Source organism: Janibacter melonis (assembly GCF_020567375.1).
Taxonomy (GTDB): Bacteria; Actinomycetota; Actinomycetes; order Actinomycetales; family Dermatophilaceae; genus Marihabitans; species Marihabitans melonis.
In genome coordinates this window covers 467066-490388 of record NZ_JAJBZM010000001.1, presented here as the reverse complement: position 1 = coordinate 490388, position 23323 = coordinate 467066, and the positions used below count along the sequence as shown (strand labels likewise).

At 72.1% G+C, this 23323-nt stretch carries 25 protein-coding genes; 16 read left to right on the top strand and 9 right to left on the bottom strand.

What is annotated here, in order from left to right:
• Positions 1-36: 36 nt before the first annotated feature.
• From aat to LIV55_RS02310, 5 genes are all read left to right on the top strand, one after another.
• Entirely contained in the window at positions 37-681 is a 645-nt protein-coding gene (gene aat / locus LIV55_RS02330; RefSeq protein ID WP_229299055.1) for a leucyl/phenylalanyl-tRNA--protein transferase, read from the top strand.
• A gap of 147 nt (positions 682-828) precedes the next feature.
• A complete protein-coding gene (ctaC, locus tag LIV55_RS02325; protein WP_068275237.1) occupies positions 829-1719 on the top strand; it encodes an aa3-type cytochrome oxidase subunit II in 891 nt (296 codons plus the stop codon).
• Positions 1720-1775: 56 nt separating this feature from the next.
• On the top strand, positions 1776-3455 hold the full coding sequence (gene ctaD, locus LIV55_RS02320; RefSeq protein ID WP_229299559.1) for an aa3-type cytochrome oxidase subunit I: 1680 nt from the start codon (positions 1776-1778) through the stop codon (positions 3453-3455).
• Complete coding sequence (locus tag LIV55_RS02315; RefSeq protein WP_123091944.1) at positions 3452-3853, top strand: cytochrome c oxidase subunit 4; 402 nt, start codon at positions 3452-3454, stop codon at positions 3851-3853. Before ctaD ends, LIV55_RS02315 begins: the two co-directional genes overlap by 4 nt.
• 117 nt (positions 3854-3970) lie before the next feature.
• Positions 3971-5203, top strand: a complete 1233-nt coding sequence (locus LIV55_RS02310) for a L,D-transpeptidase (protein ID WP_229299054.1) — start codon at positions 3971-3973, stop codon at positions 5201-5203.
• Positions 5204-5209: 6 nt separating this feature from the next.
• Here the strand turns inward: LIV55_RS02310 and LIV55_RS02305 are convergent, their stop codons facing one another.
• Genes LIV55_RS02305 through ctaE form a run of 6 tightly spaced genes read right to left on the bottom strand, consistent with a single transcriptional unit; the run spans position 5210 to position 11220 of the window.
• Entirely contained in the window at positions 5210-5593 is a 384-nt protein-coding gene (locus LIV55_RS02305; protein ID WP_068275244.1) for a metallopeptidase family protein, read from the bottom strand.
• The gene (locus tag LIV55_RS02300; RefSeq protein ID WP_229299053.1) at positions 5593-6858 is read right to left on the bottom strand and encodes a multidrug effflux MFS transporter; all 1266 of its coding nucleotides are present in this window, start codon (positions 6856-6858) and stop codon (positions 5593-5595) included. The genes LIV55_RS02305 and LIV55_RS02300 overlap by 1 nt, the downstream gene beginning before the upstream one ends.
• Positions 6859-6887: 29 nt before the next feature.
• Positions 6888-8615 (bottom strand): cytochrome bc1 complex cytochrome b subunit, encoded by a 1728-nt coding sequence (qcrB, locus tag LIV55_RS02295; RefSeq protein ID WP_123091942.1) that lies wholly within the window; start codon positions 8613-8615, stop codon positions 6888-6890.
• Complete coding sequence (gene qcrA, locus LIV55_RS02290) at positions 8615-9739, bottom strand: cytochrome bc1 complex Rieske iron-sulfur subunit (RefSeq protein ID WP_123091941.1); 1125 nt, start codon at positions 9737-9739, stop codon at positions 8615-8617. The genes qcrB and qcrA overlap by 1 nt, the downstream gene beginning before the upstream one ends.
• Before the next feature lie 36 nt (positions 9740-9775).
• Positions 9776-10567 (bottom strand): cytochrome bc1 complex diheme cytochrome c subunit, encoded by a 792-nt coding sequence (qcrC, locus tag LIV55_RS02285; protein WP_068275252.1) that lies wholly within the window; start codon positions 10565-10567, stop codon positions 9776-9778.
• 47 nt (positions 10568-10614) lie between these two features.
• The gene (ctaE, locus tag LIV55_RS02280; protein ID WP_068275255.1) at positions 10615-11220 is read right to left on the bottom strand and encodes an aa3-type cytochrome oxidase subunit III; all 606 of its coding nucleotides are present in this window, start codon (positions 11218-11220) and stop codon (positions 10615-10617) included.
• A gap of 144 nt (positions 11221-11364) precedes the next feature.
• Here ctaE and LIV55_RS02275 point away from each other — a divergent pair, with 144 nt between their 5' ends.
• Positions 11365-11850, top strand: coding sequence for a response regulator (locus tag LIV55_RS02275; protein WP_068275258.1), 486 nt, complete (start codon positions 11365-11367; stop codon positions 11848-11850).
• A 4-nt stretch (positions 11851-11854) separates the two neighbouring features.
• Positions 11855-12940: an anthranilate phosphoribosyltransferase gene (gene trpD / locus LIV55_RS02270; RefSeq protein ID WP_229299052.1), complete on the top strand. Its 1086-nt coding sequence runs from the start codon at positions 11855-11857 to the stop codon at positions 12938-12940.
• Positions 12941-12979: 39 nt separating this feature from the next.
• On the opposite strand, the gene LIV55_RS02265 is transcribed toward trpD, so the two are convergent.
• On the bottom strand, positions 12980-13261 hold the full coding sequence (locus LIV55_RS02265) for an Lrp/AsnC family transcriptional regulator (RefSeq protein ID WP_068275261.1): 282 nt from the start codon (positions 13259-13261) through the stop codon (positions 12980-12982).
• Positions 13258-14973: a DEDD exonuclease domain-containing protein gene (locus LIV55_RS02260; protein WP_123091939.1), complete on the bottom strand. Its 1716-nt coding sequence runs from the start codon at positions 14971-14973 to the stop codon at positions 13258-13260. Before LIV55_RS02260 ends, LIV55_RS02265 begins: the two co-directional genes overlap by 4 nt.
• A gap of 64 nt (positions 14974-15037) precedes the next feature.
• Between LIV55_RS02260 and LIV55_RS02255 the strand changes: the two genes are divergently transcribed.
• Positions 15038-16054 (top strand): DUF2332 domain-containing protein, encoded by a 1017-nt coding sequence (locus tag LIV55_RS02255; RefSeq protein WP_229299051.1) that lies wholly within the window; start codon positions 15038-15040, stop codon positions 16052-16054.
• Positions 16055-16281: 227 nt separating this feature from the next.
• Positions 16282-16551 (top strand): hypothetical protein, encoded by a 270-nt coding sequence (locus LIV55_RS02250; RefSeq protein ID WP_068275271.1) that lies wholly within the window; start codon positions 16282-16284, stop codon positions 16549-16551.
• A 51-nt stretch (positions 16552-16602) separates the two neighbouring features.
• On the opposite strand, the gene LIV55_RS02245 is transcribed toward LIV55_RS02250, so the two are convergent.
• The gene (locus LIV55_RS02245) at positions 16603-18390 is read right to left on the bottom strand and encodes an AMP-dependent synthetase/ligase (protein ID WP_372456484.1); all 1788 of its coding nucleotides are present in this window, start codon (positions 18388-18390) and stop codon (positions 16603-16605) included.
• A gap of 140 nt (positions 18391-18530) precedes the next feature.
• Between LIV55_RS02245 and LIV55_RS02240 the strand changes: the two genes are divergently transcribed.
• Genes LIV55_RS02240 through LIV55_RS02210 form a run of 7 tightly spaced genes read left to right on the top strand, consistent with a single transcriptional unit; the run spans position 18531 to position 23322 of the window.
• Entirely contained in the window at positions 18531-18908 is a 378-nt protein-coding gene (locus LIV55_RS02240) for a polyketide cyclase / dehydrase and lipid transport (RefSeq protein WP_123091937.1), read from the top strand.
• Between the two features lie 10 nt (positions 18909-18918).
• Positions 18919-19365 carry an SRPBCC family protein gene (locus tag LIV55_RS02235; protein WP_123091936.1) on the top strand — a complete coding sequence of 149 codons (447 nt, stop codon included), beginning with the start codon at positions 18919-18921 and terminating at the stop codon, positions 19363-19365.
• Between the two features lie 16 nt (positions 19366-19381).
• The gene (locus LIV55_RS02230) at positions 19382-20389 is read left to right on the top strand and encodes a hypothetical protein (RefSeq protein WP_229299050.1); all 1008 of its coding nucleotides are present in this window, start codon (positions 19382-19384) and stop codon (positions 20387-20389) included.
• Positions 20386-20652: a hypothetical protein gene (locus LIV55_RS02225; protein ID WP_148041577.1), complete on the top strand. Its 267-nt coding sequence runs from the start codon at positions 20386-20388 to the stop codon at positions 20650-20652. Before LIV55_RS02230 ends, LIV55_RS02225 begins: the two co-directional genes overlap by 4 nt.
• On the top strand, positions 20649-21635 hold the full coding sequence (locus LIV55_RS02220) for an ROK family glucokinase (RefSeq protein WP_123091933.1): 987 nt from the start codon (positions 20649-20651) through the stop codon (positions 21633-21635). The genes LIV55_RS02225 and LIV55_RS02220 overlap by 4 nt, the downstream gene beginning before the upstream one ends.
• Entirely contained in the window at positions 21632-22630 is a 999-nt protein-coding gene (locus LIV55_RS02215) for an ROK family glucokinase (RefSeq protein WP_068275292.1), read from the top strand. The genes LIV55_RS02220 and LIV55_RS02215 overlap by 4 nt, the downstream gene beginning before the upstream one ends.
• On the top strand, positions 22627-23322 hold the full coding sequence (locus LIV55_RS02210) for an endonuclease/exonuclease/phosphatase family protein (RefSeq protein ID WP_229299049.1): 696 nt from the start codon (positions 22627-22629) through the stop codon (positions 23320-23322). The genes LIV55_RS02215 and LIV55_RS02210 overlap by 4 nt, the downstream gene beginning before the upstream one ends.
• Position 23323 lies beyond the last annotated feature (1 nt).

The following is a 23323-nucleotide window of genomic DNA, read 5'->3' as shown; positions in this document are numbered from 1 at the left end:
CTCGCCTCGGTCCGCGACACGCCGGGGGAGGACCTCGTGGCGATCGGCGCCGACCTGCGCCCCGGCACCGTGCTCGAGGCCTACCGGCACGGTCTCTTCCCCATGGGGGTGGGCGACCTCGGTGGCCCGCCCGTCGGCTGGTGGCGCCCCGAGGAGCGGGGGGTGCTGCTGCCCGGCGCGCTGCGGATGACCCGCTCGCTGCGCCGCTCCTGCCGGCGGCTGCGCGTGAGCGTCGACCTCGCCTTCGACGCCGTCGTCGCCGCGTGCGCCGATCCCGACCGACCCGGTGCGTGGATCACCGACGACGTCCGCCTGTCCTACGGGGCCCTCCACCTCCTCGGCTGGGCGCACTCCGTCGAGGTGTGGGAGGGGGAACCCGGCGAAGGGGATCTCGTCGGGGGTCTCTACGGCCTGGCGATCGGCGGCCTCTTCGCGGGAGAGTCGATGTTCCACCGGGTGAACGACGCCTCGAAGGTCGCCCTCGTCGCCCTCGACGGGCTGGTGCTCACCCCTTCGCGTCCTGCTGCTCTCGTCGACACCCAGTGGCCCACCGAGCACCTCGAGTCTCTCGGCGTGACGACCCTGTCACGGACCGCCTACGCGAGGCGCCTGGCCGCCGCCCTGCGCGAGCCCCAGCCCGACCTCGCCCGGGCCGTCCTGCCGGCGCCGTGGGGCTCGTGACGGCGCGGCCGACGACCGCTCGGCGACAGGGGGCCGACAGGGGCTCGCCACACCCCTGCGGGCGGCGCCCCCGGTCCCGGACCTCCCAGCCGGCTGGGGTACCTTTGCTGGTGTTCCACTGTCCGTCCCGTCCCAGGTTGGTGTCCCTTGCCTCGTCCTGACCGCCACATCGGTCGAGCTCGTCGCCGGATCGGCGTCGTCGGTCTTGCCGTCGCCGCTCTCGCGCTCTCGGCCTGCAGCGCCGTCGGTATCCACACCGACCCTGCCAACGGCTACCTGCCCCAGGGGGCGACGGAGCAGTCCAAGCTCGTCGAGAACCTCTGGATCGGCTCCTGGATCGCCGCGCTGGCCGTCGGCGTCCTCGTGTGGGGCCTGACGATCTGGTGCATGGTGGCGTACCGCCGTCGCAAGGACGACGACGGCAGCCTGCCCGTCCAGCTCCAGTACAACGTCCCGCTCGAGATCCTCTACACGGTCGTCCCGATCCTCATGGTCGGTGCGCTCTTCTACTTCACCGAGGAGGCGCAGTCCGAGCTGCACGACGTCTCGCAGACGCCCGACGTGACGATCAACGTCGCCGCGAAGCAGTGGAGCTGGGACTTCAACTACGTCGACGCCGACGTCCACGAGAGCGGCCTCATGGCCGAGCTCGACGGCAAGCCGGGTGTCGAGGAGACGCTGCCGACGCTCTACGTGCCGGTCGACAAGCGCGTCGAGTTCCAGCTCACCTCGCGTGACGTCATCCACTCCTTCTGGGTCCCCGCCTTCCTCGAGAAGATGGACCTCAACCCCTCCCTGGTCAACCGCCTCCAGGTCACCCCGACCGAGACCGGCACCTTCCAGGGCAAGTGCGCCGAGCTCTGCGGCGCCTACCACAGCCAGATGCTCTTCAACGTCAAGGTCGTCAGCCAGGAGGAGTTCGACCAGCACATGGCCGACCTCGAGGCGAAGGGCCAGACCGGGCTGCTGCCCACCGACCTCAACCGCGAGAAGCTCGCGCCGGGCGAGGCCGAACTGCTCGAGGAAGGGGCACGCTGATGTCCGGCATCACCGGGATCGTCAACCGGACGACCGACTCCGAGGACCGCCGCGTCATGAGGCGCGAGCGGGCCGGCACGCAGGCCTACAAGTACCTGACGACGACCGACCACAAGGTCATCGGCAACCTCTACCTCGTCACCTCCTTCCTGTGGTTCCTCATCGGTGGCGTGATGGCCCTCGTCATCCGCGCCGAGCTGTGGGCCCCCGGTCTGCAGGTGGTCGACAACCCCGAGCAGTTCAACCAGATGTTCACCATGCACGGCACGGTGATGCTCCTGCTCTTCGCGACCCCGGCCTTCGCCGGCTTCGCCAACGCGCTCATGCCGCTGCAGATCGGCGCCCCTGACGTCGCCTTCCCGCGGCTGAACATGTTCGCGTACTGGCTCTACCTCTTCGGCGGTGTCATCGCCGGCGCCGGTCTGCTCACCCCGGGCGGCGCCGCGAGCTTCGGCTGGACCGCGTACACCCCGCTGTCGAACCCGACCTACAGCCCCGGTCTCGGCGGCGACCTGTGGGTCTGGGGCCTCGCGCTCGGTGGCTTCGGCACGATCCTCGGTGCCGTCAACTTCATCACGACGATCCTGTGCATGCGCGCACCCGGCATGACGATGTTCCGGATGCCGATCTTCACGTGGACCGTGCTCATCACCTCGATCCTCATCCTCATGGCCTTCCCGGTCCTCGCGGCCGCGCTCATCGGCCTGGGCGTGGACCGGCGCTTCGGCGGGCACATCTTCCAGCCGGAGAGCGGGGGGACGTTGCTCTGGCAGCACCTCTTCTGGTTCTTCGGGCACCCAGAGGTCTACGTGCTCGCCCTGCCGTTCTTCGGCATCGTCTCCGAGATCATCCCGGTCTTCTCGCGCAAGCCGATCTTCGGCTACAAGACGCTCGTCTTCGCGACGATCGCCATCGCGGCGCTGTCGGTCTCGGTGTGGGCCCACCACATGTACGTCACCGGCCAGGTCTTCCTGCCGTTCTTCGCGATCATGACGATGCTCATCGCGGTCCCGACAGGCGTGAAGTTCTTCAACTGGATCGGCACGATGTGGGGCGGCAAGCTCGTCTTCGACACGCCGATGATCTGGACGATCGGCTTCCTCGTGACCTTCCTCTTCGGTGGTCTGACGGGCATCATCCTTGCCAGCCCCGCCCTGGACTTCCACGTGTCGGACACGTACTTCGTCGTCGCGCACTTCCACTACGTGCTCTTCGGCACCATCGTCTTCAGCTTCTTCGCGGCGATGTACTTCTGGTGGCCGAAGTTCACCGGCAAGATGCTCGACGAGGCCCTCGGCAAGTGGCACTTCTGGCTGCTCTTCATCGGCTTCCACATGACCTTCCTCATCCAGCACTGGCTGGGTGTGCAGAACATGCCGCGTCGTTACGCCGACTACATGCCCGAGGACAACATCCAGCTGGCCAACCAGATCTCCACGGTCGGCGCCTTCATCCTCGCGATCTCGTTCTTCCCCTTCTTCTACAACGTGTGGAAGACGCAGACGACCGCACCGGACGTCAACCAGGACGACCCGTGGGGCTACGGCGCCTCGCTGGAGTGGGCCACCTCGTGCCCGCCCCCGCGGCACAACTTCACCTCGATCCCCCGGATCCGCTCCGAGCGCCCGGCCTTCGACCTGCACCACCCGGAGTACGCGCCCCGTGCGCTCACCCCGAGCGCTGCCGGCGACCCGGCGACGGCCACGGTCCGCTCGACCCGTGAGGACAACGCATGAAGCCCGAGTACAAGCTCTTCGGCATCCTCGCCGTCTTCTTCTTCCTCGTCGCCACGATCTACGGCCTGGTGACGCAGTGGGACGAGCCGGTCGGGTTCGTCGGGCTCTACCTCGCCGGTGGTCTCGGCGTGATGATCGCCTTCTACCTGGCCAAGACGGCCGCGAAGCTCCCCCTTCGCCCCGAGGACGACCTCGACGGCGAGATCGAGCAGCAGGCCGGCAGCTACGGCTCCTTCGCCCCGTACTCGTGGTGGCCGCTGTGGCTGGCGCTGTCCGGGTCGATCATCTTCCTCGGTGTCGCCGTCGGCATCTGGGTCGCGGTCCTGGGCGCGGTCTTCGGCGTCTTCGCCCTCGTCGGCTGGGTCTTCGAGTACTACAAGGGCGAGCACGCCCACTGAGCACGCATGCCGGCTGACGCCGCGGCGACCACGACCACCGGTCGAGGTCGCCGCGGCGTCGTCGTCCGGCGGACCGGGCCCGCAGGGGCCGCACGAGCAGGGGAGAGGGGCACCTCGATGAGCAGGGGAGCGAAGGGCGGCCGCTGGGCCGCGTACGGTGCGGCAGCAGGCCTGCTGCTGGCCGGGTGCACGTCGGGGGCCGAGGGCACCGGGACGGCGGGCGCGACGGGCTCGGGCACGAGCGGGTCGACCGACGGGCAGACGTCCAGCACGACGTCGGCACCCGCCCGGCCCGCCCGGCTCAAGCTCTCACCTGCTGACGGGGCCCGTGACGTCATGCCCGACCAGCCGGTGACCGTCCAGGCGATGACCGGGCAGCTCGACGGCGTGACGGTGCGCACCGCTGGCGGGAGCGCGGTCGAAGGACGCGTCACGGGCTCGCAGTGGACGAGCACGGGTCGTCTTGCGCCGGGGTCGAGGTACTCCGTGACGACGCGCAGCACCGGCCCGGACGGCGTCGAGCGCACCTCGCGCTCGACCTTCCGCACCCACGAGCCCGCGGTCACCGCGACCTACGGGATGGTCTACGACGGGCAGACCGTCGGCGTCGCGATGCCGGTGAGCCTCCAGTTCGACTCCGCCGTGACCTCCGCCCGCTACCGTCGCGCGATCGAGAAGGCCGTCACGGTGACGACCTCGCCGCGCACGCAGGGGTCGTGGGGGTGGCTCGACGACCGCCAGCTCATGTGGCGCCCGAAGAGCTTCTGGAAGCCCGGCACGACGGTGACCCTCGACGCCCCGCTCACCGGCTTCCAGACCGGCGAGGACAAGTGGGTCGGCAGCGACGTCTCCGGCACGATGACCATCGGTCGGGAGCAGCTGACGACGGTCGACATCGCGAAGCACCGCCTGCGCGTCACGCGTGGCGGCGAGACGGTGCGCTCCTTCCCCGTCTCCAGCGGCAAGCCGGGCCCGCAGACCGAGACCCGGTCGGGGATGAAGGTCGTCATCGGCAAGCAGGCGGAGATGACGATGGATTCCGAGACGATCGGGATCCACAAGGGCGAGCCGGGCTACTACAAGATCGACACCGACTGGAACGTCCGGGTGACCTGGACGGGGGAGTTCCTGCACTCCGCGCCGTGGTCGGTCGACGCGCAGGGCTCGAGCAACGTCTCGCACGGGTGCGTCAACCTCGCGCCCGCCGCCGCTCGCTGGATGTACGAGAGCTCCATCCCGGGCGACCCGGTGGACTTCACCGGCTCCTCGCGGGAGTTCCAGCCCACCGAGGGCATCGGGGTGTGGCAGTACGACTACGCCGGGTGGCAGGAGCAGAGCGCCCTGCGCTGATCGGGGCTAGCCCCAGCCGAGGGCGTGGAGGCGGGCGTCGTCGATCCCGAAGTGGTGCGCGATCTCGTGCACGACGGTGATCGCGACCTCCTCGCGCAGCTCGTCGAGGTCCTCGCACATCCGGGTGAGCGGCCCCCGGAAGAGGACGACCCGGTCCGGCAGCGACCCAGCCGCCCACCAGGCGTCGCGCTCCGTGAGCGGGGTGCCGAGGTAGATGCCGAGCAGGTCGGCCGCCTCGGCGGGGGGCAGCGTGGGGTCGAGGTGCTCCTCGGTGGGCTCGTCCTCGACGAAGATCGCGAGGTTGTCGGCCATCCGCATCAGCTGCTCGGGCACGGCGTCGAGCGCCTCGTGCACGACCGTCTCGAAGGTCGCGTCGTCGACGGCCTCCACTACGCCGCCGCCCGCTCGGTGGCGGGTTGCGCACGCCGGTCGGGGTCCGCCCACCGGTGCAGCCACCACAGGGCCACCCCGAGGAGCAGCAGACCGAGGCTGGTGGAGGTGAAGGCGAGCATCGACACCCCGGCGAGCGGCGCGACGAGACCGGCGAGCGCCGAGTTGAGCAGCAGCATGAGGAAGGTGCTCACGGACGCGGCGGTGCCCCGCGCGCGCGGGAAGGCGTCGAGCAGAGCGATCTGGTAGACGGGCAGCGACAGACCGGTCGCGAAGGAGACCATGACGAGACCGACGAGGGCGTAGGGCATCTGCGCCGACGTGCCCGGGGTGGCGGCGAGGACGACGGCCACGACCGCACCGGTGACGGCGACGACCTGGGCGCTGGCGACGAGCCGGGGGCCGGGCACGCGCTCGGCGAGCCGTCCGCCGACGAAGGAGCCGCTCACCATCGCGACGACCATCGGCACGAAGAGCTGCCAGAAGTCCTGCTCCCCGAGCCCGAGGATCTCGACCACGACGATCGGTGCTCCGGCGATGTAGAGGAACTGCGCGGCGAAGGAGAAGGCGTTGGCCCCGCACAGGACGAGGAAGCGTCCGTCTCGGGCGGCCGCGGCGACGTTGCCCAGGACGCTCCCGACGCGAAGGGGGGTGCGCCGCTCGACGGGGTGGCTCTCGGGCAGGAGGAGCACGACCGCGGCAGCGATGAGGACACCGAAGAGCGCGAGGAACCAGAAGATCACCGGCCACGGGCCGAGGTGGAGCAACCAGCCGCCGATGAGGGGGGCGATCGCCGGGCCGACGCCGAAGACCATGGCGATGACGCTCATCAGCTGCTGGGCCCGGGGTCCCTCGTAGAGGTCGCGCACGACCGTGCGCGAGACGATGGTGCCCGCACCCGCCGAGGCGCCCTGGAGGGCGCGGCACAGCAGCAGGACGGGCAGCGAGGGGGAGAGGGCGGCACCGACGGAGGCGAGGGCGTAGACGACCGCCCCGCCGACCATGACGGGCTTGCGCCCCACCGCGTCGCTCAGCGGGCCGTGGAAGAGGCTCATGGCGGCGAAGGAGAGCAGGTAGACGCTGACGACCTGCTGCAGCGCGGTGCTGCCGACACCGAGGTCACGGCCCATCTGGGTGAAGGCGGGGAAGGGGGTGTCGATCGACAGCGGCCCGAACATGCCGAGCACCGCGAGGACGACGACCATGACCGCCACCGGCGCGCTCGAGGCCGCCTGGGCACGACGAAGGGGCCCGGAGGTGGTCACCTCCGGGCCCCCTGCGTCGGGATGGCCGCTCAGCGCTCGCCGGCCTCGACGGTGCGCCGCTCCTGCTCCTGCGCCGGCTCGATGGCCTCGTGGCTGCGACCGTCGTGGTGCGCCGCCTCGAGCTCGGCCGGGGTGACGGGGTTGACCGCACCGGAGTAGTAGAAGCGGGACAGCGCCGCACGGGCCTTGCGCTTGCCCGCACCCTTGCGCTCGACGCCGTTGGCGTCGACACCGGACTCGAGCTCCAGCGGGGTGGCCGGGTCGTGCTGCACGAGCGTCCAGCGGGTGTACGGGTCGAGCGGCTCGTGCACCTCGTGGAAGTCGCCACCAGGGCCACGCACGATGCGACCGGTCTCGCGACCGTGGAGCACGGTCTCGCGGTCGTGACGCTGCAGCGCCAGGCAGATCCGCTTCGTCGCCCAGAAGGCGATGATCGGGCCGACGAAGACGAGCACCCGCAGGATGTGGGTGATGTCGTTGATCGACATGTGGAACTTGATCGCCATGATGTCGTTGCTCGCGGCGAAGAGGAGCACGCCGTAGAAGGTCAGACCGGCCATGCCGATGCCCGTGCGCACCGGACGGTTGCGCGGGCGGTCGAGCAGGTGGTGCTCGCGCTTGTCACCGGTGACCCACGACTCGATGAAGGGGTAGGCGCCCATGACGCCGTACATCACCGGGATGAGCAGCAGCGCGCCGATGGCGACGTTGAGGCTCCACGTGTATCCGAAGGTCGTGAACTCCAGCCAGCCGGGCAGCAGACGCAGCGCGCCGTCGGCGAAGCCCATGTACCAGTCGGGCTGGGCACCGGCGGTCGTCGCGTTCGGGTCGTAGGGCCCGTGGACCCACACCGCGTTGATCTGCACGAGGGAGGACATCAGGGCCAGGGCACCGAAGACGATGAAGAAGAAGCCACCGGCCTTGGCCGCGTAGACCGGCATGACGGGGAAGCCGACGACGTTGTCGTTCGTGCGACCCGGACCGGGGTACTGGGTGTGCTTCTGCAGCGCGACGAGCACGATGTGCGCCGTGAAGAGCGCGACGAGGATCGCCGGGAGCAGCAGGATGTGCACCGAGTACAGGCGCGGGATGATGTCCTCGCCCGGGAAGCCGCCGCCGAAGACCGCGTAGCTGAGGTAGCTGCCGATGACCGGCGCGCTGAGCATGAAGCCCTGCGCCGCGCGAAGACCGGTGCCCGAGAGCAGGTCGTCGGGCAGGGAGTAGCCGGCGAAGCCCTCGATGAGGGCGAGCATCGACAGCAGGCAGCCGATGGTCCAGTTGATCTCACGGGGCTTGCGGAAGGCGCCGGTGAAGAAGACGCGCAGCATGTGAACCGAGAGCGAGACGATGAAGAGCAGGGCCGCCCAGTGGTGGATCTGCCGGATGAGCAGACCGCCCTTGACGTCGAAGGAGATGTCGAGCGTCGAGGCGTAGGCCCGCGACATCTCGACGCCCTGCAGCGGCACGTACGAGCCGTCGTAGATGACCTCGCCGTGCGTGGGGTCGTACCACAGGGTGAGGAAGACACCGGTCAGCAGGCAGATGATCATCGAGTACATCGCGATCTCGCCGAGCATGAAGGACCAGTGGTCGGGGAAGACCTTCTTCATGAGGTAGCCCACGCCCTTGGCGGAGCCGGTGCGGTCGTCGATCCAGCCGGCGACGCCGCCGACCTTCTTCAGACCGGGTGAGGTGGAGGTGCTGCGGGGGCTGTCGCCTGCACGCAGGGCGTCGGCAGGTCGTGCTGTGGTGCTCATCAGGACTCACGCTCCCAGAAGCTCGGTCCGACCGGTTCCTGGAAGGGCTGGTCGGCGACGAGGTAGCCGTTCTCGACGGTGATCTTCAGCTGCGGCAGCGGACGCTTGGCCGGTCCGAAGATGACTTCGCAGTCATTGGTGACGTCGAAGGTGGACTGGTGGCACGGGCAGAGGAGGTGGTGCGTGGTCTGCTCGTACAACCCGACGGGGCACCCGACATGGGTGCAGATCTTGGAGTAGGCGACGATGCCCTGGTAACCCCACTCCTGTGCCTTGCGGCCCCCAGGGGTGTCCTGGAAGTCCTCCGGCTTGAGACGCATGAGCAAGACCGCGGCCTTGCCCTTCTCGGTGAGCTTCTGCGTCCCGTGCTCCTCCAGCAGGCCTTCCGGCATGACGTGGAAGACCGAGCCGATCGTCACCTCGCCGGGACGGATCGGCTTGTTCTCGGGGTCCGTCATCAGGCGGAGCTTCTTCTCCGGCTTGACGATGAGACCGGTCTGCTCGTCACGGCGGCCGTTCCACCACGTGACGGACAGGTCGTTCTTGGGCAGGGGCCCCAGGCTGCCGGCGACCTGGAGGACGAGCGGCAGCGGGAAGAGGGCCATGGAGCCCAGGAAGGCGCCCTTGAGGATCGGACGACGGGTCAGCTGGGCCTTCTCGCCGCCCTCCATCATCGTCTCGACGAAGCCGTCACGGGCCTCCTGGCTGCTGCGCAGCGGGTGGCGCTCCTCGACGCTCTCCTCGTCGGGCATGAGCGTCTTGGCCCACTGGACGGCACCGAGACCGATGCCGAGCAGCGCGAGCGCCAGGCCCACGCCGAGCAGGACGTTCGACAGGCTCGTGCGGCCGACGACGGGCACGAAGGTCTGGGTCTCGACGTCGACGAGGAAGTAGGCGACGAGGAAGATCAGGGTGCCGACCATCGACAGGCCGAAGAGCCCGGCGACGATGCGCTCGGCGCGGCGAGCGGCTCGGTCGTCGAGGTCGGCGGCGCGGTGGACGTGCGGCGGCAGGCCGGGGTTCTCGAAGCGGTCCGGCACCCCGCCGGTGCCCTGCACGTGGCCCTGGTCCAGGCGCACCGCGGTCCCCGCGGTGTGCTCTGACTCGGGAGTGTGGTCGGTCATCGTCTTGGTCCTTCTCTGATCAGTCGTGGCGGGGGCTCAGGCGGACTTCTGCCCGAGCCAGACGGCGGCGGCGACGAGGCCGCCGAGGCCGATCGTCCAGATGAAGAGACCCTCGGGGACGGGACCGAGCGACCCGAGCGGGTTGCCGCCGGGGTTGCCCGCGTCCTGCTGGGCCTGGATGTAGGCGATGACGTCGCGCTTGTCCTCGGGGGTGAGGTTCGCGTCGTTGAAGACGGGCATCGACTGGGGGCCGGTGAGCATGGCCTCGTAGACGTGGCGACCCTCGACGCCCGCGACGGCGGGGGCGTACTTGCCACGGGTCAGCGCGCCACCGGCGCCGGCGGAGTTGTGGCACATGGCGCAGTTGACGCGGAAGATCTCGCCGCCCTTGCCGGCATCCCCCTTCGAGGCGTCGGTGTACTCCTCCTCGGGCACCGCGGGACCGGCGCCGAGGGAGGCGACGTAGGCCCCCATCTGGTCGATCTCCTCCTGGGTGAACTTCACCTGCTCCACGCGGGGGGCCTGCACACCGGGCTTGGCCAGGGGCATGCGACCGGTGGCGACCTGGAAGTCAACGGAGGCGGCGCCGACGCCGGCCAGGCTCGGGCCCTTCTCGTCGATGCCGAGGCCGTTCGTGCCGTGGCACGTGGCGCAGTTGGCGGTGAAGAGCTTCTTGCCCTCGGCGACGTCGTCGACCGAGCTGCGGCTCGTCGCGCTGGCGTCGGCCTGCGAGGGGGAGACCGCGGCGTACGCGGTGCCGGCGAAGAAGAGGCCGAAGAGGATCAGCAGCGCCAGGGCAGCGGGGTGGCGGCGGTTGATCGAGGGCATGCGTCGTCCTGTCCTGGTGGGGGAGTCGGTCGAGGTCATGGCGCTGCTCAGCCCAGCAGGTAGATCGCGGCGAAGAGCGCGATCCACACGACGTCGACGAAGTGCCAGTAGTACGAGGTGACGACCGCTCCCGTGGCCTGGGAGTGGCTGTAGTGCCTCGTCGTGAAGGTGCGGCCGATGATGAGCAGGAAGGCGATGAGCCCGCCCGTCACGTGGATGCCGTGCAGACCGGTCGTGAGGTAGAAGACCGAGCTCCACGCGTCGGCGGACATCGTCACCCCTTCGCTCACGAGCTTCGCGTACTCCGTCACCTGACCGGCGACGAAGACCGAGCCGAAGATGTAGGTGAGCACGTACCACTCACGCATGCCCCACTGGCCGACCTGCAGCAGGCTGCCGGTGCGCGAGGGGATGCCGTCCTCGGCCTTGAGCACGCCGAGCTGGCACCACACCGAGGAGACCACGAGGATCAGGGTGTTGATCGCGGCGTACTGGACGTCGAGGATCGGGACCCGCTCGGCCCAGAGGTCCGGTCGGGTCGCGCGCAGCGTGAAGAACATCGCGAAGAGACCCGCGAAGAACATCAGCTCGCTGGAGAGCCACACGATCGTCCCGACGGAGACCATGTTGGGCCGGCTGACCGGTCCCGTCATGGGGTCCGACGGCAGCGGCGCGGGCGCGGTCGGGGAGAGTGATTGAGCAGTGGCCACGTCGTCATTATGTCCGACGGGGCGGGCCATGTGCGCGCACCCCCCGTGTGACGTGCGGCGAACGGCTCGCGGGTACCATCTGGGCCCATGAGCGCTTCCTCTGCGACGCCCGGCAGCACCGTGGCGACCACCGGTCCCACCGCCGCGGCGCGGCAGGTCACCGTCCTGCTCCACAGCGACGACATCACGGTGCGCGACACCGTCCGCGCGGCGGTCGGTCGCCGACCGGCACGCGACGTCGAGGTCGTCTCCTGGCACGAGTGCGCGACGGCCCCCGCGGTGGTCGAGGCGGTCGACGCCGGCGGCTTCGACCTGCTGATCCTCGACGGCGAGGCGGCCAAGACCGGTGGCATGGGTCTGTGCCGCCAGCTGAAGTCCGAGGTCTACCGCTGCCCGCCCGTCCTCGTCCTCACCGGGCGCCCCCAGGACGGCTGGCTCGCGACGTGGTCGCTCGCCGACGCCGTCGTGCCGCACCCGCTCGACCCGATCGCCCTCGCCGACGCCGTGGCCGCCCTGGCCCGTGGCGGCTCGGACGACGTGGCCCGGCCGGTCGACGGCCCCGACGCGGGCTGACCGCGTGACCCAGGTCCCGGCGGCGTCCTCTACGAGCACCGTCCCGGACGAGAGCTGGCCCGACATCCTCACGACCCTCATCGAGGGCGAGGACCTCACGACCCAGCGCGCCCGCTGGGCGATGGACCAGGTGATGGCCGGCGAGGCCGACCCGATCGCCGTCGCCGGCTTCCTCGTGGCCCTGCGGGCGAAGGGGGAGAGCGTCGCCGAGCTCGAGGGTCTCGTCGACGCGATGCTCGCGCGCGCCGTGCGCATCGACGTGCCCGGTGAGACCGTCGACATCGTCGGCACCGGTGGCGACCGGCTCAACACCGTCAACATCTCGACGATGTCGGCCATCGCCCTCGCCGGCGCCGGGCTCACGGTCGTCAAGCACGGCAACCGTGCGGTGTCGTCCTCGTCCGGCTCCGCCGACGTCCTCGAGCGGCTCGGCGTCTCGCTCACGCTCTCGCACGACGCAGTCCGCGCCGTCGCGCTCGAGGCGGGCATCACCTTCTGCTTCGCCAACGCCTTCCACCCCTCGATGCGGCACGCCGCACCGGCTCGCGCCGGGCTCGCCGTGCCCACGGCCTTCAACCTGCTCGGCCCGATGACGAACCCGGCGCAGCCGCGCTACTCCGCCATCGGTGTCGCCAACGCGCGCTTCGCCCCGCTCATCGCCGGGGTCTTCGCCGCGCGCGGGCGCGAGGCCGTCGTCTTCCGCGGCGAGGACGGCCTCGACGAGCTGAGCCCCGCCGGGCCCTCGCAGCTGTGGTGGGTGCACGACGGCGAGGTCACCCCCGGACGCGTCGAGCCGGAGGACGTCGGGGTGACCCGGCGCTCCCTGGCCGAGCTGCGCGGCGGTGACGGCGCCGCGAACGCCGAGGTGGCCCGGGCCGTCCTGCGCGGCGAGCAGGTGCCGGCGCGCGACGCGGTGCTGCTCAACGCCGGTGCGGCGCACGCCCTCGCGAGTGCCGGCGGCTCCGCGGTCGAGGACCCGGTCGCTGCCATCGCGCGCTCGGTCGAGACGATCGCCGAGGTCCTCGACGACGGGCGGGGCGAGGCCGCGCTCGGTCGGTGGGCCGAGGCCAGCCGCCGTCTCGCGGGCTGACGAACCCCGCCGGAGCGGGTGCCCGGTGCGCCCGCGGGCTCAGCCCTCGAGGCCGAGGCTGAAGGCCGCGTCGAGGTCGTGACGGCTGTAGGTGCGGAATGCGATGTGCGTCGACGTGCCGATGATGCCCGTGACCTTGTTGAGCCGGTCGGCGATGACGTCGTTGAGCTCCTCGTGCTGGCTGACCCGCACCATCGCGATGAGGTCGGCGTCCCCGGCGACGGAGTAGACCTCGCTCACGCCGTCGATCTCGGCGATGCTCTGCGCGACCTCGGGGATGCGGTCGACGTCGGCGTTGATGAGGACGATGGCGGTGATCACGACGCCCAGCCTAGGGCAGGGGCCAGCTCGTCCTGCGCTGCCGCGGCGCCCCCCACGGGGCAGGTCCACGTGCCCTCGATGTCGACGACCCGGGTGCCCGGCTCCTCGAGCCAGCGCAGCAGCAGCTCGGTCTCGTCGGGCAGGGCGGAGTCGCCCGGGACGGCCGGCGGGGGCACGACCTCGGCGCTCGCGCGCAGGGCCTCGACGTACGGCATCGGGTCGGCGCCGCGCGGGGCGCTCGTGCTGCCGGCCAGGCGTCCGTGCCGGATGCACACGAGGTCCCACCCGCCCACCGGCGAGCGCCGGGCGGCGACGAGCTCGGCGGTCGCGAGCAGCGGGCTGGCGCGCTGGCTGCGGGCGACGCCGCGCACGAGAGCCGCGAGCCGGTCGCGCACGGTGCCGGCGTCCTCGTAGCGCTCCTGCCCGGACAGCTCGCTCATCCGGGCCTGGAGCCCGGCGAGGACGGGACGGGCGTCGCCGCGCAGCGCGGTGCGGGCCTGGGCGACCGTGCGGCCGTATCCCTCGACGTCGACCCCGCCGATGCACGGCGCGGCGCAGCGGCCCATGTCGGCGAGCACGCACGGCGAGCTGCGCCGGGTGGGGCTGATCCGGACCAGGCACTGCCGCAGCGGGACGACCTCGTGCAGGGCCTGGACCGCCTCGTCGGCCGAGCTCTTCGAGCGGAAGGGGCCCATCCACTCCTCGTCGCCGGCGTGCACCCGCTTGACGACGGACAGGCGGGGGAAGGGCTCGTCGGTGAGCCGGACCCACCACGCCCGCTCGGGGTGACGGGAGCGCCGGTTGTAGCGGGGCTTGGCCGAGGCGATGAGACGCAGCTCGCGCACCCGCGCCTCGAGGGTCGTCGCGCAGGGGATCGGGGTCACGGACTCGGCGATGCGCACCATCTCCGACATCCGCGAGCGCTGCTCGGAGGCGGTGAAGTACGAGCCCACCCGGGTGCGGATGTCGACGGAGACCCCGACGTAGAGCGGGCGGCCCTGGCCGTCCTTGAAGACGTAGACGCCGGGCACGTTGGGCAGGTCGCGGGCGAGGTGGCGCTTGCGGCGCTGCTCGGGGGTGACCCGGCTCGTGTACGACGCGAGCTCCTCGAAGGTCGTCACGCCGAGCGACCCGAGCCGGCCGATGAGCCCGTGGAGCACGTCGACGGTCGCCCGCGCGTCGTGCAGCGCGCGGTGGTCGGGGGTCGTCGTCGCCCCGAAGGCGACCGCCAGCGTCGAGAGCTTGTGGTTGCGCACCTCGTCGCGCCGCATCACCTGACGGGCGAGGTGGACGGTGTCGAGGACGTCGTGGCGCGGCCACGGCATCTCGGCGGCGGCGCACGCCGCCTTGAGGAAGGAGATGTCGAAGCGCGCGTTGTGCGCGACGAGGACCGCCCCCTTCGCGAACTCGAGGAAGGAGGTGACGGCGGCCGCCGACCGGGGGGCGTCGCGCACCATCGCGTCGGTGATGCCGGTGAGGCTCTGGATGAAGGGCGGGATCGGCTCGCCGGGGTTGACGAAGGTCTGCAGCTCGCCGATCACCTCGCCGCCGCGCACCTTGACCGCGCCGATCTCGGTGATGCCGCAGTCGCGCGGCGACCCGCCGGTGGTCTCGAGGTCGACGACGACGAAGGTGACGTCGCGCAGGTCGGTGCCCAGGCCGAGCGTCTCCTGCACGGCCAGGGCCGGTGCACGTGTCGCCTCGGTGGTCATGGTGGAACCGTAGGCAGAGCCGGTGACAACGCCACGGACGACACACGGGACCTAGCCTGATCGTGTGCTGCCCACGAGCGACCTCACCCAGACCGCGGACTTCTACCGCTCCTTCGCCCGCGACCAGGCGGAGGGGGAGTCGGCCACCTACGTCGAGTGGGGCGAGGGGGTCGCGGCCGACGAGGAGCTCCTCGGCCGTCTCGCCGAGCTCGAGCCGCCGCGGCGCCAGCCCAACCTGCTCTTCGCCGCGGCCCGCTGGCACGGCGCGCCCGCGCCCGGCGGGTACCGCCCGATGCGCGACCTCGTGCTACGGCAGTGGCCGCAGGTGAGCGCGACGATGCGCCGGCGCTCGACCCAGACCAACGAGCCGGGCCGGTGCGCGACGCTCCTGCCGGTGCTCGCCGAGATCGCCGACGGCGCGCCGCTCGCCCTGCTCGAGGTCGGCGTGAGCGGCGGGCTGTGCCTCTACCCGGACCGGTACGCCTACCGCTACCTCGACGAGGACGGGCACGAGGTCGCCGAGGTCGGCGAGGGCAGCCCGACCTTCGAGTGCGTCGTCGACCCCGTCGCCGCCGCTCACCTGCCGGACGCGTCGCCGCTCGTGAGGTGGCGCGGTGGTCTCGACCTCTCTCCGCTCGACGTCACCGACCCGCAGACCCTTGACTGGCTGCGCGTGCTCGTCTGGCCCGAGGACGTCGCCCGGCGCGTGCGTCTCGACGAGGCGGTCGCCGTCGTCGGCCGTGAGCCCCGGACGACGGTGCAGGGGGACGCGGCCCACGACCTCGGTCCGCTCATGGCCCGGGCCCGCGAGGAGGCACCGGACGCCCGGCTCGTCGTCTTCCACACGGCGGTTGCGGCGTACTTCGACGATGCCCTGCGGTCGGCCTGGCCGGAGCAGGTGGCGCGGCTGTGCGCCGAGCACGACGCGGTGTGGGTGAGCAACGAGGGTCCCACGGTGCTCCCCGGGGTGGCCGCGTCGGCGGCCGCTCCGCCGCCGAGCGCCCGGCACTTCTGCCTGGGCGTCGACGGACAGGCGCGAGCGTGGACCCACGGTCACGGGCGCAGCCTCACCTGGGTATGACCGGTCTGACCGGTCTGACGAGGTGCGCCGGGTCGGACCGGTGTGCCGGGTCCACCGGGTCCGGTCCGGTCTCGCCTCGTCGGGGCAGCGGGCGAAGGGGGTGCCGCCCCCCCTCGGGCGGACGTCCACCAACGCTGTCGGTGCTCGCTCGTAGCGTGCGTCGTGCCTGGTCGGACGACCGGGCGAGCACGAGCACACCGGGTCGAAGCGACGCACAGGAGGACACGATGAAGCCAGACGTCATGCGTGTGGACTGCCGCACCTGCCCCGTCCAGGGGATCGGGTGCGACGACTGCATGGTCACCGCCCTGCTCGACCCGCGCTCCGCGGGCGTCGAGCCCGAGCTGGCCGGGCAGGTGCCGCTCGACGCGGCCGAGCGCGAGGCGGTGGGGCGCCTCGTCGCCGCAGGGCTCGTGTCGGCGGGCACCGCCGACCGCGCCGTCGCCCAGCGCGAGCCGTGGTCGCAGTGGGAGCTGCTGCACCGCGGGGTGGGCTGAGCCGGGACGGCCGCCCGACGCACCTCGACGGGCGAGGTGCGTCGTCACGGGTCAGCCGTAGAGCGCCTCGACCTGGTCCTCGTAGTCGCGCATGACGACGTTGCGCTTGAGCTTCAGCGAGGGGGTGAGGGTGCCGTTCTCCTCGGTGAAGTCCTCCTCGAGGACCGCGAACTTGCGGATCGACTCGGCCTTCGAGACCGCCTTGTTCGCGTCGTCGACCGCACGCTGGATCTCGGCGAGCACCGTCTCGTCGGTGCGGGCCTGGGCGACGGTGATCGCGCCGAGACCGTTGTTCGCGGCCCAGCCGGGGAGCATCTCCTCGTCGATCGTCACGAGCGCGGCGATGAAGGGCTTGCCGTCGCCGACGACCATGCACTGGCTGACGAGCGGGTGGGCGCGCAGGCGGTCCTCGAGCACCGCCGGGGCGACGTTCTTGCCGCCCGCGGTCACGAGGATCTCCTTCTTGCGGCCGGTGATGCGCAGGTAGCCGTCCTCGTCGAGCTCGCCGAGGTCGCCGGTGTGGAACCAGCCGTCGACGACCGCCTCGGCGCTCGCCTGCTCGTTGCCGCGGTAGCCGCGCAGGACGTTGAGGCCCTGCACGAGGATCTCGCCGTCCTCCTCGATGCGTACCGAGACACCGGGCAGGGGCGGGCCGACCGTGCCGATCTTGACCTTCTCCGGGATGTTGACGCTCAGCGGTGCGGTCGTCTCGGTGAGCCCGTAGCCCTCGAGGATCGTCACGCCGACGCCGCGGAAGAAGTGACCCAGACGGGTGCCCAAAGGGGCGCCGCCGGACACGGCGTACTGGACCCGACCACCCATCTTCGTGCGCAGCTTCGCGTAGACGAGCTTGTCGAAGACGGCGTGCTTGATCTTCAGACCCAGCGGCACCGAGCCCTTGTCGAGCGCCTCGGAGTACGCGACGGCCGTGTCGGCGGCGCGCTCGAAGATCGCGCCCTTGCCGTCGGCGGTCGCCGTCTCGTTGGCCTTGTTGTAGATCTTCTCGAAGACCCGGGGGACAGCGAGGATGAAGCTGGGCTGGAAGGCCTGGAAGTCGTCGAGGATGTTCGCGATGTCGGCGCTGTGGCCCATCTTCGCCTCCGCGGTGACGCACAGGACCTCGATGAAGCGGGCGAAGACGTGCGCGAGCGGGAGGAAGAGCAACGTCGAGGCGCCGTCACGGGCGACGACGTCGCCGAGCTTGGCGATGGCGTTCTCGGCCAGCCCGAGGAAGTTGTCGTGGGTGAGCTCGCACCCCTTCGGCCGACCGGTCGTGCCCGAGGTGTAGATGATCGTCGCGAGGCTGTCGCGCCCGGTCGCGTCGAGACGCGCCTCGAGCTCGGAGTCCTCGATCTCTGCACCGCGCTCGCTCACCGAGGTGAGGTCGCCGTTGTCGATGACCCACGTGTGCTGCAGCGTCGGCACGCCGTCGGCGACCTGGCGCACCGTCGCCGCGTGGGCGGCGGTCTCGACGACGAGGGCGCTCGCCCCGGAGTCGGCGATGATCCACTCGACCTGCTCGGCCGAGCTCGTCTCGTAGATCGGCACCGGCACCGCGGCGGCCATCCACGCGGCGAAGTCGACGAGGGTCCACTCGTAGCGGGTGCGCGCCATGATCGCGACACGGTCGCCCGGCTCGATCCCGGCGGCGACGAAACCCTTGGCCAGACCCCGGACGTCGTCGAGGAATTGCGACGTCGTGACGTCGCGCCACGACCCGTGCTCCTTGATCGCGAAGGCCACGCGCTGCGGCGCGTTGTCGGCGTTGCGCTGGGGCAGCCGGCCCAGGGAGTCACGAGGATCTCCCTCGACCAGCCGGGGCATCACGCTGTCTTGCACGGGATCTCCTTCGTCGACGACGGCGTCAGGGTGTGGGCCTCAACCTAGACCAGTGGGTAGCGTCCTCGACAGCAGACTCGGCAGATGGTGACGAGGTCCACCCCTGGCCGGGCACGTGGCGCACGAGGTGGGAGGACGCGATGCGGGTCGGCCGGGTCGACGTCGTCGACGACACCTTCGTGCGGGGGGCCGCCGAGGACGTCCGCGCCGCCCTCGACGCGCGGGGCCTGCCGGACCCGGGCGCGACGGGCTGGCCGCGGGGGTGCGGGGTCGGCGAGGTCGAGGACCGCGGGCCGAAGGGGGTGCGCTGGGTCTCGACGGGCAGGCTCGTCGGGAGCATGGAGATCTGGCTCGAGCCGGTGCCCGGCGGGACCCTCGTGCACCACTACGTCCGCGGCACGGGCAGGCACCCGTGGCGCTCGCCGGCGACCCTCGCCCGGGACCACACGGTGGGGTGGAAACGGCTCGTCCACGAGGTCAAGGACGAGATCGAGGGACGGGCGCAGAGCGCCGGGTAGTCTCGCCGCCATGGCAGACAGCACCCGCTCGACGATCGTCATCCAGGCCCCCGCGGGCGAGGTCCTCGACGTCATCGCCGACCTCGAGGCCTACCCGCAGTGGGCCAAGGAGATCAGGGAGGTCGAGATCCTCTCCGAGGACGGCGACGGGTGGCCCGACCGGGCTCGCTTCCGCCTCGACGCCAGCCCGATCAAGGACACCTACACGCTCGACTACTCGTGGGACGTCGACGAGGCAGGCCTGGGCGTCGCGTCGTGGACCCTCGTCGAGGCGACGATCCTCAAGGCGATGGACGGCTCCTACACGCTCGAGGACGAGGGCGAGGGCATGACCCGGGTGACCTACGACCTGCTCGTCGACGTCACCATCCCGATGCTCGGGATGATCAAGCGCAAGGCCGCGAAGGTCATCACCGACACCGCGCTCAAGGACCTCAAGAAGCGGTGCGAGGCCTGACCGGGGCCGACCGGGGGTGAGCGCGCTGCACCTCGTCACCGGTGGCGACGAGCCCCGACGACGGGTGCTCGTCGCCGACCTCGTGGCGCGCCGTCCGGGCGCCCGGGTCCTCACCTGGGGCGACGACAGCATCCACGAGGACGCCCGCGACCACGCGCCGGCAGCCCTCGCCGTGCTCACGACGAGCGCCGAGGACCTGCTGCTCGCCGCCGAGCTGCCCGGCGAGGTCGTCCGCGACCTCACCGCCGTGCTGCGCGACGGCGACCTGCTCGCCCTGCTCGGGGCCGCGGCGGTGCTCGCCAGCGCCCCGGGCGAGGACCTCGAGGACGTCGTGCTCCTCGTGCCCCCCGGCAGCGACCCGGCCCGTCTCGTCGCCCTGCCCGACCGCGCAGCCCGCCTCGCGCGCTCCCTCGTGCCCCTCGTCGCCCGCTGGGACGCCGTCGTCGCCCCGGCCGGCATCGGGCTGCCCCGCCCACCGGCCGCGACGATCGACGCGCTGCGCGCCGTCACCCACCTCATGGACCTCCTCGACGCCCGGCTGTGCGGCGACGCGACCGTCCACCACCTGCCCGCCGACGGGCTCGTCGAGGCCGGCCGCACCGCCGAGCTCGCGCTGGCGCTCGCCCTCATGGGCCGCCGGGTCGCCGACCCCACCGCGGCCGTGGACCAGGCCATGGACCCGGCCCGGGACGGCTCGAGACACGACGGGTCGTCACCCGACGCCTCGGCGGCGGGCGCGCCGGACCCTGACGGTGCGGCGGCCGCCGCGCCGGATGCCGCCGGTGCCGCCGGTGCGGCGGGGGAGGCGTCCCCCTTCGTCCTGCGGCTGTCCCTGCCCGGGCTCACCGCGCGCGACATCACCCTCGAGCGCGAGGACGACGACCTCGTCGTCACGGCCGGCCGGCGCAGCCGGTGCACCCGTCTGAGCCCGCTGCACCGCCGGTGCCGGGTCGTCGACGCGAGCATGCGCGCCGGCGTCCTCACCGTCGAGCTCGAGCCCGACGAGAGCGTGTGGCCGCGATGAGCGCGCCCGACCCGCTCGCCGGGATCCTCGAGGCGCTGCTCGAGCAGGTGCGCGCGGCCGACGCCGACGACCTGCTCGACCGCCTGCGGCGCGTCGACCCGGCGAGCGCCGACCGCGTCCTCGCGGGCCTCGTCCTCGCCGGCGAGGGTGTCGCCCACCTCCTCGGCGAGGGCACCGAGCCCCCGCCCCGCCCCCCTCGCGCGCGCGTGGTCGTGCCCGTGCGTGACGAGGACCTCCCCGACCACGGCAGGATGACCTCGTGAGCGAGCACGCACCGACCATCGGCATCGACATCGGCGGCACGAAGATCGCCGGAGCGCTCGTCGCGCCCGACGGCGCCGTCCTCGCCCGGGCGAGGGTCGCGACCCCGGCCGACAGCACCGAGGACATCATCACGGCCACGAGCGGCGTCATCGCCGAGCTCGTCGCGGCCGCCGACGAGCCGGTCTCCGCGGTGGGTCTCGCGTGCGCAGCCTTCGTCGACGGCGCCCGCGGCCACGTGTGGTTCGCCCCCAACATCGCCTGGCGCGACGTCGACCTCGGCGAGCGGGTCGAGCGCCTCGTCGGCCTGCCGGTCGTCGTCGAGAACGACGCGAACGCCGCGGCCTGGGGCGAGCACGTCTTCGGCGCCGGGCGCGACGTCGACGACATGGTCCTGCTCACCCTCGGCACGGGGGTCGGCGGCGGCTGCGTCTCGCACGGGCGCCTGCTCACCGGGGCCTTCGGCATCGGCGGCGAGCTCGGCCACGTCGTCCTCGACCCGGACGGCCCGCGCTGCGGCTGCGGCAACCGTGGCTGCCTCGAGGTCTACGCCTCCGGCAGCGCGCTCACCCGCTCGGCCCGCGAGCTCGTCGAGTCGGCCTCGCCGATCGGCGAGGCGCTGCGCCGACGCTGCGGGGGAGACGCGTCACAGCTCAAGGGCACCGACGTCACCGAGCTGGCCGAAGGGGGAGACCTCGCCAGCGTCGAGCTCCTCGAGGAGGTCGGCACCCGGCTCGGCCACGGCATCGCGACCGTGTGCGCCGTGCTCGACCCCCGCCTCGTCGTCATCGGCGGCGGTCTGTCCGCCGCGGGTGACCTCGTCCTGGCCCCGGTGCGCACGGCCTTCGCCCGCCACCAGATCGGGCGGGGTCACCGCCCGTCGCCCTCGATCGTCCTCGCCGAGCTCGGTGACGACGCCGGGGTCGTCGGCGCGGCCCACCGAGCGCGCACCGTCCTCGCCGAGCGCACCGGGGGAGCGGCATGAGCGGCGGGCTCACCGTCGGCGTCGACATCGGCGGCACGAAGGTCTCCGGAGGGCTCGTCGACGAGACCGGCACGATCGTCGGGCGCACCCGGCGCGACACCCCGCACCGCTCGACCGCCCCGTCTGTCGTCGAGGACGCGATCGTCTCCGTCGTCGAGGAGCTGCTCGCCCAGACCGAGCGCGACGCCGTGCGTGCCGTCGGCATCGGCGCCGCGGGCTTCGTCTCGGCCGACCGCAGCCGGGTCGTCTTCGCCCCGCACCTGTCGTGGCGCGACGAGCCGCTGCGCGAGTCGCTCTCGCGCCGGGTCCACCTGCCGATCACCGTCGACAACGACGCCAACGCCGCCCTGTGGGCCGAGCACCGCTTCGGCGTGGCCCAGGACACCAGCCACGCCGTGATGATCACGCTCGGCACCGGCATCGGCGGGGCGCTGCTCGTCGACGGCGTGCTCATGCGCGGCCGCTACGGCATCGCCGGGGAGTTCGGGCACATGCAGGTCGTGCCGAGCGGCCTGCGCTGCGAGTGCGGCAACCGCGGCTGCTGGGAGCAGTACTCGTCGGGCAACGCGCTCGTGCGCGAGGCGCGTGGCCTCGTCGGCGCCCGCTCGCCGGTCGCGAGCGACCTGCTCGCCCGCGCCGACGGCGACCCCGCCAACCTCACCGGCCCGATGATCACCGAGGCCGCCCGGGCCGGCGACCGCACGTCGGTCGAGCTGCTCGCCGAGATCGGCACGTGGCTCGGCATCGGCATGGCCAACCTCGCCGCGGCCATCGACCCCGAGGTCTTCGTCGTCGGCGGAGGGGTGAGCGCGGCCCAGGACCTGCTGCTCGGCCCGGCCCGCGAGGCCTTCGGTCGCCAGCTCACCGGGCGCGGCTACCGCCCGCAGGCACGCATCGAGGTCGCGACGCTCGGCCCCGACGCCGGTCTCATCGGCGCGGCCGCGCTCGCCTCGGACTCCCTCGACCACCCCGGCCCGGCGGGCCGGCCGGCATGAGGCTGCGCGTCGCGTCGTACAACCTGCGTGCGCTGCAGGACGACGTCGCGGCGCTGGCCCGCACCGTGCGGGCGGTCGACCCGGACGTCCTGTGCCTGCAGGAGGTGCCGTGGATCCCGCCGGTGGCCACCCGGGTCACCGATCTCGCGCGGCGGTGCGGCCTCGTGTGGTCGGGCCGCGACCACCGCAGCGGGCAGACCTCGATGCTCACGAGCCTGCGCACGCAGGTCCTCTCGGTGACCCACCACCCCCTGCCCGCCCGCCGCGGGGACCGGCGCGGCTACGCGGTGACGCGGGTCGCCCCCTTCGGCGGTCCGGCCGTGAGCGTCGTCAGCGTCCACCTCTCGCTCGACGCCCCGGAGCGGGTGCGTCACGCTCGCCAGATCCTCGCCTCGCTCGACGCGCTCCCCGGCCCCGCGGTCCTCGCGGGCGACCTCAACGAGCAGGAGGACGGGCAGGCCTGGCAGCTCTTCGGCCAGCGGATGCGGGTGGTCAGCCCGCTCACCCCCACCTACCCGGCGAACCTGCCCGACCGCGTCCTCGACGTCGTCTTCGCGACCCCCGACCTCACGGTGCTGCCGCACCAGGAGGTGCCGTGGCTCTACGAGGACCTCGTCGCCGCGAGCGACCACCGACCCGTGTGGGTCGACCTCGAGGTGCCGGGCGCCCCGACCGCGTCCGGCGCCGGCTGAG

Bases quoted from the DNA above. Each gene is read 5' to 3' on its own strand.
- qcrC (WP_068275252.1), bottom strand. From the start codon at position 10,567: ATGCCCTCGATCAACCGCCGCCACCCCGCTGCCCTGGCGCTGCTGATC.
- qcrA (WP_123091941.1), bottom strand. From the start codon at position 9,739: ATGACCGACCACACTCCCGAGTCAGAGCACACCGCGGGGACCGCGGTG.
- LIV55_RS02235 (WP_123091936.1), top strand. From the start codon at position 18,919: ATGGCAGACAGCACCCGCTCGACGATCGTCATCCAGGCCCCCGCGGGC.
- ctaD (WP_229299559.1), top strand. From the start codon at position 1,776: ATGAGGCGCGAGCGGGCCGGCACGCAGGCCTACAAGTACCTGACGACG.
- qcrB (WP_123091942.1), bottom strand. From the start codon at position 8,615: ATGAGCACCACAGCACGACCTGCCGACGCCCTGCGTGCAGGCGACAGC.
- ctaE (WP_068275255.1), bottom strand. From the start codon at position 11,220: ATGACGGGACCGGTCAGCCGGCCCAACATGGTCTCCGTCGGGACGATC.
- LIV55_RS02250 (WP_068275271.1), top strand. From the start codon at position 16,282: ATGAAGCCAGACGTCATGCGTGTGGACTGCCGCACCTGCCCCGTCCAG.
- LIV55_RS02215 (WP_068275292.1), top strand. From the start codon at position 21,632: ATGAGCGGCGGGCTCACCGTCGGCGTCGACATCGGCGGCACGAAGGTC.
- LIV55_RS02240 (WP_123091937.1), top strand. From the start codon at position 18,531: ATGCGGGTCGGCCGGGTCGACGTCGTCGACGACACCTTCGTGCGGGGG.
- LIV55_RS02315 (WP_123091944.1), top strand. From the start codon at position 3,452: ATGAAGCCCGAGTACAAGCTCTTCGGCATCCTCGCCGTCTTCTTCTTC.
- LIV55_RS02210 (WP_229299049.1), top strand. From the start codon at position 22,627: ATGAGGCTGCGCGTCGCGTCGTACAACCTGCGTGCGCTGCAGGACGAC.
- LIV55_RS02225 (WP_148041577.1), top strand. From the start codon at position 20,386: ATGAGCGCGCCCGACCCGCTCGCCGGGATCCTCGAGGCGCTGCTCGAG.
- LIV55_RS02275 (WP_068275258.1), top strand. From the start codon at position 11,365: ATGAGCGCTTCCTCTGCGACGCCCGGCAGCACCGTGGCGACCACCGGT.
- LIV55_RS02310 (WP_229299054.1), top strand. From the start codon at position 3,971: ATGAGCAGGGGAGCGAAGGGCGGCCGCTGGGCCGCGTACGGTGCGGCA.
- LIV55_RS02260 (WP_123091939.1), bottom strand. From the start codon at position 14,973: ATGACCACCGAGGCGACACGTGCACCGGCCCTGGCCGTGCAGGAGACG.